The sequence below is a fragment of the Moorena bouillonii PNG genome (assembly GCF_001942495.1).
Taxonomy (GTDB): Bacteria; Cyanobacteriota; Cyanobacteriia; order Cyanobacteriales; family Coleofasciculaceae; genus Moorena; species Moorena bouillonii.
Map to the genome: position 1 here is coordinate 7643906 of NZ_MKZS01000001.1, position 11604 is coordinate 7655509.

11 protein-coding genes are annotated in these 11604 nt (G+C 44.6%); 7 read left to right on the top strand and 4 right to left on the bottom strand.

What is annotated here, in order from left to right; all coding sequences use genetic code 11:
• Positions 1-162: 162 nt before the first annotated feature.
• Positions 163-2415: a GumC family protein gene (locus tag BJP37_RS31185; protein ID WP_143727881.1), complete on the top strand. Its 2253-nt coding sequence runs from the start codon at positions 163-165 to the stop codon at positions 2413-2415.
• On the opposite strand, the gene BJP37_RS37875 is transcribed toward BJP37_RS31185, so the two are convergent.
• Positions 2315-2563, bottom strand: a complete 249-nt coding sequence (locus tag BJP37_RS37875; RefSeq protein ID WP_143727882.1) for a hypothetical protein — start codon at positions 2561-2563, stop codon at positions 2315-2317. The two genes, BJP37_RS31185 and BJP37_RS37875, sit on opposite strands and share 101 nt — an antisense overlap.
• A gap of 77 nt (positions 2564-2640) precedes the next feature.
• Between BJP37_RS37875 and BJP37_RS40365 the strand changes: the two genes are divergently transcribed.
• From BJP37_RS40365 to BJP37_RS31205, 6 genes are all read left to right on the top strand, one after another.
• Positions 2641-2850: a hypothetical protein gene (locus tag BJP37_RS40365; RefSeq protein ID WP_158069840.1), complete on the top strand. Its 210-nt coding sequence runs from the start codon at positions 2641-2643 to the stop codon at positions 2848-2850.
• Positions 2840-4207 carry a metallophosphoesterase family protein gene (locus BJP37_RS31190; protein ID WP_075904763.1) on the top strand — a complete coding sequence of 456 codons (1368 nt, stop codon included), beginning with the start codon at positions 2840-2842 and terminating at the stop codon, positions 4205-4207. Before BJP37_RS40365 ends, BJP37_RS31190 begins: the two co-directional genes overlap by 11 nt.
• 295 nt (positions 4208-4502) lie before the next feature.
• Positions 4503-5015 carry a hypothetical protein gene (locus BJP37_RS31195; RefSeq protein ID WP_075904765.1) on the top strand — a complete coding sequence of 171 codons (513 nt, stop codon included), beginning with the start codon at positions 4503-4505 and terminating at the stop codon, positions 5013-5015.
• Between the two features lie 81 nt (positions 5016-5096).
• A complete protein-coding gene (locus BJP37_RS40370; protein WP_158069841.1) occupies positions 5097-5261 on the top strand; it encodes a hypothetical protein in 165 nt (54 codons plus the stop codon).
• Positions 5262-5303: 42 nt separating this feature from the next.
• The gene (locus BJP37_RS31200; RefSeq protein WP_075904767.1) at positions 5304-5822 is read left to right on the top strand and encodes a DUF4365 domain-containing protein; all 519 of its coding nucleotides are present in this window, start codon (positions 5304-5306) and stop codon (positions 5820-5822) included.
• 358 nt (positions 5823-6180) lie between these two features.
• A complete protein-coding gene (locus BJP37_RS31205) occupies positions 6181-6735 on the top strand; it encodes a CAP domain-containing protein (RefSeq protein WP_143727883.1) in 555 nt (184 codons plus the stop codon).
• A 255-nt stretch (positions 6736-6990) separates the two neighbouring features.
• On the opposite strand, the gene gcvP is transcribed toward BJP37_RS31205, so the two are convergent.
• The 3 genes from gcvP to BJP37_RS31220 form a co-directional block, all read right to left on the bottom strand.
• Entirely contained in the window at positions 6991-9960 is a 2970-nt protein-coding gene (gcvP, locus tag BJP37_RS31210) for an aminomethyl-transferring glycine dehydrogenase (RefSeq protein WP_075904769.1), read from the bottom strand.
• A 631-nt stretch (positions 9961-10591) separates the two neighbouring features.
• Positions 10592-10999 (bottom strand): glycine cleavage system protein GcvH, encoded by a 408-nt coding sequence (gene gcvH / locus BJP37_RS31215; protein WP_070395886.1) that lies wholly within the window; start codon positions 10997-10999, stop codon positions 10592-10594.
• Positions 11000-11329: 330 nt separating this feature from the next.
• The gene (locus tag BJP37_RS31220) at positions 11330-11533 is read right to left on the bottom strand and encodes a hypothetical protein (RefSeq protein ID WP_075904771.1); all 204 of its coding nucleotides are present in this window, start codon (positions 11531-11533) and stop codon (positions 11330-11332) included.
• Positions 11534-11604: the final 71 nt, after the last annotated feature.

Consider the following 11604-nt stretch of genomic DNA (forward strand, 5'->3'; position numbering starts at 1 on the left):
CCCCCTACTCCCTACTCCCTACTCCCTACTCACTACTCCCTACTCCCTACTCCCTACTCCCTACTCCCTACTCCCTAAAATCTAATCTATAACCGGTACCAACTAACTCTTATCTAGTCAAATTTTATAGCATCTCCTTAATTAAATTTAAAACAAAACGCAATGATTAATAATTTTTCTCCCTCTCCTCTGCCAGTTGCCAGTAATAACGGTAACTTTCCCCCTTTACCCCAAGGATCACCATGGTTAGAACCAGACGATAGTGAATGGGATTTAGCCCGCTGGTTTGTAGTGGTGCAACGGCGAGGACTAGTCATTGTCGGGGTAACAGTTGCAGGGATGTCCTACGTCTACCCCACAACTTTGAATGAAGAGCCAATTTACCAAAGCAAATTTCGGATTTTAGTAGAGCCTGTTAATGCAGCAAATGACTTAGACAATTTAACGTCTGTTTTAGGACCACAAAACCTTAAATCTGGTTTAGACTACGAAACCCAAATTCAAGTCCTGCGTAGTCCTGAACTAATGAAACTAGTGGTCGCAGAACTCCAAAAAACCCATCCCGAAATAAGTTATAATTCCCTAATTAAGGATTTAAGCATAACTCGCTTAGGGAAAACTAAGATCTTGGAAATCAGCTACCAAGGCAAAGATCCGGATCTTATTCTGACTATTTTAAACCAATTAGCCAACGTATACCTAGAGTACTCCCTGGCGGAACGCCAGACTAATTTAAAGCTAGGGATTCAATTCATTGAAAACCAGTTACCATCTCGACAAGCCAGGGTAAATCAACTGCAAAACCAATTACAAGTCTTTAGAGAGCGATATCAGTTTACTGACCCCGAAAGCCAAGCTCAACTAATTGCTTCTCAAATGACCACCTTGAAACAGCAAAACTTAGCTCTTGAACAAGAATTAGTTCAAGCCCGTTCTTATCTTGGTTCTCTACAAGAAGAAACGGGAGCCCTGGCGGCTCTTGGTGAGGCTCCACTCTATCAGCAAATCATTGGTCAGTTAAGAAGTGTCGAAACCCAAATCGCTGGGGAATTAACTCGCTTCCAACCCCAAAGCACGGCCATTCAACTTCTCCAAACTCAACGGCAAAACCTCCTCCCGGTTCTAGAGCAAGAAGCAGAGCGAGTGTTAAACTCCAAATTCGCAGAAGGTGTAACTGAGGTACAAAGGCTTGAAACCCAACGTCAAACCTTATTTGTGGCTCAACAACAACTAAACCAACAGGCTCAACAAATACCTGCTTTAGCCAGACGATATACCGACTTACAGCTAGAAATACAAATTGCTACGGAGGGGTTAAACCGTTTTCGGTCTACCCAAGAAACCTTGCAAATCCAAGCTGCCCAAACCGAGATTCCTTGGGAAGTCATTGAAGACCCAGTTCGGCCAGTGCTTCCCATTTCTCCTAATATCCCACGTAGTCTAACCTTGGGAGCTGTAGCTAGTATTGCTGTAGGCATTGGTTTGGCATTGGTTTGGGAAAGATTAGATAACGTTAATCACACTCTCGACGAACTAAAACAACAAACCAAACTCCCTGTGTTAGGGACTATCCCCGTTAATAAAAAACTACCAGGAGCCCCAAGTACTAACTCCTTAGAAACAGCAGGACGTTTCTTATTTAAACCGTTTACCTGGGTAATACCAGGTTTGAAGAAAAAATCAACTGCTTACAGCTATGGTAACGACACGGAATTCTCACACTTTTTGGAATCCATACGAGTACTCAATACCAATATTAAATTACTCAGTTCAGACCGCCCAATGCATTCTGTGGCCATCAGTTCATCTACGCCTGGAGATGGTAAGTCAACCATTTCGCTTTTCCTGGCTCAAACCGCCGCAGCCATGGGAAAAAAGGTCTTATTAGTGGATGCGGATATGCGTAAACCCCAAGTTCATCGCAGATTGAACTTATCCAACCAGTCTGGATTAAGCAATTTAATTGCCCAAAGCCTATCCCCTGAAGAGGTTTTTAATAATGAGTTACCTATACCTCGCTTATCAGTCCTAACCGCAGGTAAAATTCCTCCAGATCCTACCAAACTCCTTTCTTCCGAGAAAATGAAACAATTAATTAAATATTTCGAGGAAATATTCGACCTGGTGATTTATGATACCCCCCCAGTTTTGGGATTAGCGGACGCTAGCTTGCTTGCTCCTAGCACCAATGGTTTGATTCTGGTAACTCGCATTGGCAAAACAGACCGCTCTGCTCTGACCCAAGCTCTTGATAATCTGAAACTGTCTCGAGTTAACGTTTTAGGCATTGTTGCTAATGGTGTTCAAGGTGACGCTAATAGCCCTTACGGTTACTACAAATCTGCGTACGGAAACAATCACAAAGAAGAGGCTTGGGAGGAGGAAGAGAACCTGACATCGACATTTTCCAAGTAAAAGGGAATCGGGAATCGGGAATCGGGAATCGGGAATCGGGAATCGGGAATCGGGAATCGGGAATCGGGAATCGGGAATCGGGAGCAGTAGGAAAAAACTTGGAGGAGTTTTTGGTGTTATGAAAAAGCGATGCAGCAATATTGTTCATCACCTATTTATAAATGCTATAGTTTGCGACTTATGAAATAAGTCTATAGTAATTAACTACACAAAATTATTTGGCTTTTGCCTTTTGCCTTTTCCCTTTTGGCTATTCCCTTTTGGCTATTCCCTTTTGGCTATTCCCTTTTGGCTATTCCCGACTCCCGACTCCCGACTCCCTGTTCCCTGTTCCCTGTTCCCTGTTCCCTGTTTCCAAATCCCTATTCCCTATTCCCTACTCCCTACTCCCTAAAAAAACAAATCTACCTCACCTATTTTAAACATGCTATATGACCCACCTATTGCTACTAAAATTGCCACCATCAACCATTGCTTATGCTGGGGTAATCCTAGAATTATCAACGAGGGAATTGACCAAACTCAGTTAGTCCTTGATGATGGTGACAATGAACGTCCAGACTTTTCCTTTCTAGTCCTTGGGGATACGGATTCAGATACGAAATATGGAGAGAAGCTGCAAGCACAAATTGCTCAACAATTAGGTGAGCACATCGATACTTGTCGCTTTACCTTACACACAGGGGATCTGGTTTATCCCTTTGGGTCGGGTGAGTTTTATCTGGAGAAATTTTTGAAATTCTACCGAGAGGTTTTCGGTATTAGGAGTCCTGTCAAGAAAACTGACGCTACTCGACTAGTTTTTAATCATCCGATTTTCCCTGTACCAGGAAATCATGATTACTATGACCTGACGTTTCTGCCCAGATTATTTGCTCAGTTAAGTTTACCTCTACGCCGTTGGTTAAAATCTCAGTTAGGGTTGACCCTAGGTTGGGATAGTTCTTACCAAGGCAAAGCCTATGCTCACGCTTTTCTTGATTGCTTGAGTCAGCCTCACAAGCGCCGTAATTTAGCTGAGTACCTCAACCAACACTATACCGCCAAGACCAAAACGGGAAGATGCCTGCGCTACCAACCTGGTCACTTTACCCGCCTACCCAATCGCTACTATACCTTTAGATATGGCGGCATTGACTTTTTTGCCCTTGATTCCAATACCTTTTGTAGTTCTGACTCTTCGTCTAAACCTAAGGCTGGTTCTGACCGAGAGCAACTAGACTGGTTAAAGCAACGGTTAATTGATTCTTGGCATGATCCTCAGGTAAGGGGACGAGTGATCTATCTTCATCACTCTCCTTATTCAACGGAAACAAGTCGATGGGAGCAGCCAGATGCGATCGCAGTTCGTGGCCATTTACGCCAAGTATTGGATCAGGTGGCTGCTGCTATTGGTTCCCTACCCGAAAAACGCCCACTGGTAGATTTAATCTTAAGTGGACACGCCCATTGCTTTGAGCATTTGCGTACCTTTGATACTAAACATGCTGACTCCCATTTAAATTGGCTGGTCTGTGGCGGAAGTGGTGCTAGTTTGCGGCATCAGCGCAAAGATGGGGTTGAAGTGATGGAAATTAGTGGGGGAGGTTATGTTCAAATGGTGGCGCGATCGCTTTTATTTATCGGGCGCAAAGGTAAAGGTAGAACAGCCCGCTCTCCTCATACGTTCCTACGGATTGATGTACATAACGGTGTGCCCCCTAAGTTTGTAATTCGGCCATTTATAGTTGAGAAACTCAAGAATAAGTGGAGTAGTAGTGCTATCAAACCGTTTGTGATCCAGAATCTATAGTAATTCTTAATTAGGTGAGGTAGAAAGTTTTGGTTTTTTTTAGGGAACAGCGGATCTGGGAACAGCGGATCTCGGATCTCGGAGCAGGGAGCAGGGAGCAGGGAGCAGGGATGCAGCGCGGTCAAAGGTAGTCAGTGCCGCCAAAGGTTCTTCCCATAAGGCTTACAAGGTGCTTCCGCAGGTGACCCACATAGCCCTTACCCATCTCCCCATCTCCCCATCTCCCCATCTCCCTATCTCTTTATCCTATAGTGTTACTATTTAAATCGTTGATAGTCATAGGCCATAACAACAAATGAGTAAACTGCGCAACATACTAATGGGTGCTGGTATAGCAGCAGTCGGTGCGGTCGGAACTAAAATGGCTGTGGATTATTTCCGCAACCGTGATCAAGAAGAAGAGAGGGACGAAAGTGAAGGTGACGCAGAAGCTACCTCTCCCCAAGAAGTTGCCTACGCTATCGTACAAGACAGTTCTGTGCAAAACTTCTTGGATGTTAGCTTTGGAGCTCCTGGTCGTTATGTCCCCACTCGTGCGCCTAAAGTATTCGACTATCAAGACCAACAATATATGGTCATTTGGGCTTACGACAATCAGAAAGAAAAAAACCAAATGTTGGCATTCATCTATACCGATGAGGGTCGTAAGATGGTGGCTAGCGTGGGATATACTGCTGACGCAACGGATTACAATATCAATTTAGACAGCACACCTTTCGCTGTTGAAGTGAATGGGGAACAAATTACCTCCGGTCAAGATCAAACTGACGGAGCTGATGAAGTGGATTTTGTCCTAGCTGGTGCTTAAATCGGATTTTTCATTGGATAATCTCTGAATAATAAAAGCGATCGCGTATCTCCATAGATAAGCGATCGCTTTTATTTAGCGATGCAGGTACACAGTACACAGGTAAACAGGATTTTTTACCACTCCCGACTCCCTCGGTGCGCTTTCCGTAGGCGAATTAAATTCGCCACGGGTCGCACCGCTCCCGACTGCCGACTCCCGACTCCCGACTCCCTAAAAGCCAGAGAAAACTGCTATATAGTTTAAACTTAAGCTATAGAGTAAACCATTTCTATTGCTTCCGGTCTAATGAAGAAAACTAAACGACCGAGAGAACAAATTATTGCTGATCTCAGTATCAATTATGTGGAAAGATATGTATTATTATGTGGTTACTCCGTAGAACGAGTTGAGCTTGGGTATACCTATGGTTTTGACTTGATTATCTTTACCTATGATGCCAATGGTGAACTTGAAAATGGTAAAATTTACGTCAAGCTAAAAGCAACCGATTTTCTGAGCATGCTAGCCGCTGACCAAGAAACCATAGGCTTTCCCCTAGGACGCTCAGACATAGAGCCATGGTTAAAAGAACCAATGCCATGTATCCTGATTGTATACGATGCTCAGCTCGATCTAGCCTATTGGCTGTACTTGCAAGCCTACTTTGAAAACTGGGAAAACTTTGATCCATGGCAAATGGAAGAAACGATTACTGTTAATCTTCCTAAAAAGAATATTGTCAATCAAGATGCCATTAAAAAATTCGCTCGATCTAAAAATGATGTGCTGCGGCAGTTACCGGGAGTAATTCGTCATCGTTCCTAGAAACGTTATTTTTACTAGAAACGTTATTTTTAAAGAGTTTAAGCATTAAGCTCTCAGCGGTCAGCGGTCAGCGGTCAGCAGTTAGCTTATGCGCTACGCGCACGCGTGCGCGTTCAGCGGTTAGGTCTCAAAGAAATGAAAATGCGATGCCCTTTCGGCCACGCTAAGCGAAGGCAAAAAAACCTCCCCTGGTAATTTCCCATAAAAGAATTAGGGAACCTTTTCAGGGGACGGTTAGTCAATATACATAGCAATCCCCTTCAAAAGTTGAATAGGATTGCTCTATCTATCTAGCGCCATTTTAATGGCTACCGGGTGCCATCAGATCTGTTGCAGATATTAACCCATGAGGTAATTTATGCATAGAATCCATTTTTTGGCAATTGCTCCGCTTACTTTGCTCGGATTATCTGAAATAGCGCTTCAGTCTAGCTCAGTTGTGGCTAACACTTATTCCAATAACACCCTCCAGAGAGGTTCTCAGGAGCAGATAACTGTGCTAACCAGTAGCTCATCCTTAGCTAAATTCAATACTGAGTTGCTTGGACTAACCAATGCTGAACGGCGAAAAGCTGGCTTACCACCATTACAGCTTTCTGCTGAGCTAAGTCAAGCCGCACAGCTACACGCTGAAGATATGGTGCGCAATGGTTTTTTCAGTCATACTGGTTCGGATGGTTCTAAAATAAGCGATCGCGCTAAAGCAGCAGGATATCTATATTCCTATGTTGGTGAAAACATTGCCGCAGGTTACTCGACTCCTGCTCAAACCATTAGGCAATGGATGGGAAGCACTGGTCATCGCCGTAATATACTCAAGCCTCAGTATCAAGAAATTGGCTTTGGCTATGTCAGCGATCCTTCTAGTCCCTATCGCCACTACTGGGTGCAGGTGTTTGGTTCACCACGTTAATACTCAGTAGGGAGTAGGGAGTCGGGAATCGGGAGTCGGGAGTCGGGAGTTGGGAGTCGGGAGTCGGGAGTCGGGAGTCGGAATCCCGGTAACCTCCCTTAATAAGTAACGGAGTTATATCATATCAGGATAATTACCCTGTCTTGATGCAGTCGCTCATGGGGGAAACCCCCAAGACCGCGCTGCATCGCTTAATAAAAATCTCCCCATCTCCCCATCTCCCCATCTCCCCAGACTCGACCATTGACTCTGGAGTTAGATGTACGCCTCCATCCCTTCACAAGAACAAACCAAATTCCTATCCCCAAAGGCATTATCAATGCGCCCTGCCACAGGCCAAAACTTGTGTTCCCTTAACCAAGGTGCAGGGTATGCTGCTTCCTCACGGGTATAGGGATGAGTCCATTCACTGACCATCAAGGCTTCTGCAGTATGGGGAGCATTCTTGAGCTGATTGTCCCTTTGGTCTACCTGACCCGATTCAATCGCTTTAATTTCCTGGCGGATGGCAATCATCGCATCACAGAAACGGTCGAGTTCCTCTTTCGACTCACTTTCAGTAGGTTCCACCATCATTGTCCCCGCTACAGGCCAGGATACCGTTGGAGCATGGAAACCATAATCCATCAGGCGTTTGGCAATATCATCCACTTCGATGCCCGCAGACTTTTTAAGCGATCGCAAATCCACAATACACTCATGAGCTACTAATCCATTGTTCCCCTTGTACAGAACAGGATAGTAAGGGTCTAACCGCTTAGCCATGTAATTAGCATTAAGAATAGCCACTTTAGTCGCCTCAGTTAACCCCGCACTACCCATCATGGCAATATACATCCAGGAAATCGGTAGAATGCTGGCACTTCCCCAGGGTGCCGCAGAAATTGCACCAATAGATAAAGTGGAAGGTTGAGGCTGTAAGGTTTTGGGCAGGAATGGTACTAAGTGAGGCATCACCCCAATTGGTCCCATACCAGGTCCACCCCCACCGTGGGGAATACAGAAGGTTTTGTGCAGGTTCAGGTGACACACATCTGCCCCAAAGTCCCCTGGACGGCACAGCCCCACTTGGGCATTCATATTTGCCCCATCCATATAAACCTGCCCCCCATGGTTGTGGACAATGGCACAGATATCTTTAATCTCTTGTTCAAACACACCATGGGTAGAGGGATAAGTCACCATCAGAGCAGCTAGGTTTTGGCTATGGTGCTCGGCCTTCTTCCTCAAATCATCTAAATCAATGTTGCCCATTTCATCACAAGCAACAGCCACCACTTTTAAACCAGCCATCACTGCACTGGCGGGATTGGTGCCATGAGCAGAAGTAGGAATTAAACAGATATTGCGATCGCTTTCTCCCCGGTTTTGATGGTACTTACAAATAGTGAGTAATCCTGCATATTCCCCTTGGGAACCAGCATTAGGTTGAAGAGAAATGCCAGCAAAGCCAGTAATTTCTGCTAACCATTCTTCCAGCTGCTGGAATAGAATTTGATATCCCTGAGTTTGGGAGAGGGGAGCAAACGGATGAATCTTGCCAAATTCCGGCCATGTCACTGGCATCATCTCAGCAGTGGCATTCAGCTTCATGGTACACGAGCCCAAAGGAATCATGGACGTGTTTAGAGCCAAATCCTTACTTTCCAGACGGTGCAAATAGCGCAGTAACTCAGTTTCTGAGTGATAGCGGTTGAATACTGGGTTGGTTAAGTAGGTACTACGGCGAGCAAACGGTTCATTAAAATCATCTGCCACCTTACGTGTTACCTCAGCCGCCAAATCTTCCACAGTAAAGAGTAGGGATGCACTGCTTGGTTCCCCTAAACTTGCAAAAATTTCCCACAAGTCTACTAAATCCCTAGCCGTCGTTGTCTCATCCAGGGAAATCCCGATAGTAGTTGAATCAATAATACGTAGATTAATTTGACCTGCTTCAGCTGCTTCTATAATTCCTGACACAGAGCGATCGCTTAATTCTACGCGCAAGGTATCAAAAAACGGTTCTGAGCTAATACTGTAACCTAAGCGTTTCAGTCCCTCCGCTAGGATAACCGTTAATTGATGAATTCTCTCGGCAATACCTTTGATTCCCTCTCGCCCATGATAAACTGCATACATTGAAGCTATCACCGCCAAGAGCACTTGGGCAGTACAAATATTGCTCGTGGCTTTGTCACGACGGATATGTTGCTCACGGGTTTGCAGTGCCAAGCGCAGTGCTGCTTTACCATTAGCATCTTTTGATACACCAACGATACGTCCTGGTACTTGCCGTTTATAAGCTGCCCGAGTAGCAAAATAAGCTGCATGAGGTCCCCCATATCCTAGGGGAACACCGAAGCGCTGGGTGCAGCCTATGGCAATATCAGCCCCAAATTCTCCAGGGGGTGTAAGCAGGGCAAGGCTTAGAATATCAGCTGCCACAGTTACTAAAGCTTTAGCACCATGAGCCTTATCAATAAATTCCCGATAATCGTATATGGTGCCATCCGTTGCTGGGTACTGAAGCAGAGCTCCAAAAATCTCTTGGTCAAATTCAAAGGTGCGGTGGTCACCAACAATCACCTCAATTCCCAAAGGTCTAGCCCTGGTTTGTACCACTGCGATAGTTTGGGGATGACAGGTTTGGGAAACAAAGAAGTGTTTGGCTTTCGTCTTACACAGACCATAGCTCATGCTCATAGCTTCCGCTGCTGCTGTTCCTTCATCCAGCAAGGAAGCATTAGCAATTTCCAGACCAGTCAAGTCTATGATCATAGTCTGGAAGTTGAGTAGTGCTTCGAGTCGTCCCTGAGCAATCTCTGCTTGGTAAGGGGTGTAAGCCGTGTACCAACCAGGATTTTCTAGAATATTCCGTTGAATTACAGGTGGGGTAATGCAGTCGTAATATCCCATGCCAATGAAAGACCGGAATACTTGATTCTTAGAGGCAATTTCTTTTAGCTGAGCCAGGGCAGCATACTCGCTTTGTGCCGCTGGTAACTGCAGAGGTTGATTAAGCCAAATAGCGGCGGGTACAGTTTGCTCAATCAGGCTATCTATAGTGGATATACCCAGGACGTTGAGCATTTGCTCTATTGCATCTGGATTTGGACCTATATGTCGATTGACAAAAGCATCGGTAGATGGTAATGTTTTTGATGCGGAAAGAATAGGGTCAGATTTCAGCAACGACTGAGTATTTGCTCTATTTTTTTGATCCTGGATATCCAAATTCTGCATAGTAAACCAATTTTTGAATTAAGCAGCGAAGGTGGGGGTCACTTTTGAGGGCTGTGACCCCCTAAGTTGGTAAATCTATAGATACACAAAGCCCGGATGTATAACTAAAGCGATTTAGAACTAAAGTAATTTAGTTCTAAATATACACTATGAAAACCTAGCATATGACAAGCTAGACGTATTGCTAGATTGGTTCTAGATACACAACTTTATACAGCTGGGTTCAGTTATGACAACCCTACTGATCAGATTTTTACCAAAAAATTTGGGTAATCGCGCCCCGTCCTTCCAGGACGGCTTTGTGCTAAGATAAAGACATAACAAAAAAATAGTATTCTAGATGAACATGATCTTAAATAAGTAGACAGTGTAAAAAACCTGTTTTGAGATAATCAGGTTGCACAATCAAGTCTAACGATTTGGAAGTCTATGAAAGTCTAAGATCCCTAAAAAAATGTTTATCTTAATTTGTTGATTAGTTTAGGTACGGTGGGGCACACCGAAACCTAGGTTATAAACCAAATACGCTTGTGGAGAGGCGACCTCTATTTTTCCTGGCTCCGGCCTGGTTAAACAAGTCACCCCATTGAAGCAAGAATCCCCGTCCTTCCAGGGCGGGGAGTGTCATAGTCTACTCTGCCTCGACTTGGGCACGGTACTCCTCAGCAGAAAGGACACCCTCCAGTGGGTTGTCAGGGTCATTCAGCCGCACTTTAATTAACCAGCCTTCACCATAGGGGTCTTCTGCAATCTGTTCAGGAGCCTCGATCATATCCTCATTTCGTTCTACCACCGTACCCGATACCGGGGAATATAGATCCGAAACGGCCTTGACCGATTCAATGGTACCAAAGCTTTGGTCATTTTCTTTGTTACCCTTCTCGATGGTGTCGTCAATGTCTGGGAGTTCGAGAAGAACTAAGTCACCCAGTTGGTCAATGGCAAAGGCGGTAATACCAATAGTGGCAATTTCTCCATCAAGCCGTACATATTCGTGGCTATCAAGGTATTTCAGGTCATCAGGATATTCAAAGGCCATGTCAAGTCCAAAATCAGCAGCAATGCTAATTATCCTTCCTCATTTGTCTTTCGTCCAGCCGCCTTTGACCATTGACCGCTGACTATTGACAGGAAACGTTCAGAGGTAGTAACTGAGTAATGGTTGACTTCTAGCTACCTATATCTTTAAAATGCCACCAGTGAAATAGCACTACTAATTTGCACTTTATGATAGTCTTGCTTAGTGAAGGAATAAAAGGAATAATTTTAAGCAAGCTTATCTAATGCTTTGCCCGTTTCTGCCACAAAGCACTCATAAATTAAAATCACAATACATCAGGCCAGATAGGAGCAACTCCTATCTGGGAGTTCAGTAGGCAAGCATTTCTAGAGTTTCACGTAAGTAACGACGCACTCGGCTATCAAGACTGTAATCCTGAAATTGTTCACCCAAGGGATGTTCCATTTGCCAGCGTTGAAATCCTGAACTAGCGGCTATGGCTTGTTTAAGACTGTTCCAAACTTGAGTGTCGTGATGTAATTGTCCGGATTCGGATGTAACGAAGCTTGCCATATGCACACACGCGAAGATTTAATACAGATGAATCTAGTTGAGTAATGCTTAAGTGCTAAACTATTAAGCTT

Excerpts from the sequence above, each read along its gene's own strand:
- BJP37_RS31185 (WP_143727881.1), top strand. The coding sequence starts at position 163 with ATGATTAATAATTTTTCTCCCTCTCCTCTGCCAGTTGCCAGTAATAAC.
- BJP37_RS37875 (WP_143727882.1), bottom strand. The coding sequence starts at position 2,563 with ATGAACAATATTGCTGCATCGCTTTTTCATAACACCAAAAACTCCTCC.
- BJP37_RS31190 (WP_075904763.1), top strand. The coding sequence starts at position 2,840 with ATGCTATATGACCCACCTATTGCTACTAAAATTGCCACCATCAACCAT.
- BJP37_RS31195 (WP_075904765.1), top strand. The coding sequence starts at position 4,503 with ATGAGTAAACTGCGCAACATACTAATGGGTGCTGGTATAGCAGCAGTC.
- BJP37_RS40370 (WP_158069841.1), top strand. The coding sequence starts at position 5,097 with ATGCAGGTACACAGTACACAGGTAAACAGGATTTTTTACCACTCCCGA.
- BJP37_RS31200 (WP_075904767.1), top strand. The coding sequence starts at position 5,304 with ATGAAGAAAACTAAACGACCGAGAGAACAAATTATTGCTGATCTCAGT.
- BJP37_RS31205 (WP_143727883.1), top strand. The coding sequence starts at position 6,181 with ATGCATAGAATCCATTTTTTGGCAATTGCTCCGCTTACTTTGCTCGGA.
- gcvP (WP_075904769.1), bottom strand. The coding sequence starts at position 9,960 with ATGCAGAATTTGGATATCCAGGATCAAAAAAATAGAGCAAATACTCAG.
- gcvH (WP_070395886.1), bottom strand. The coding sequence starts at position 10,999 with ATGGCCTTTGAATATCCTGATGACCTGAAATACCTTGATAGCCACGAA.
- BJP37_RS31220 (WP_075904771.1), bottom strand. The coding sequence starts at position 11,533 with ATGGCAAGCTTCGTTACATCCGAATCCGGACAATTACATCACGACACT.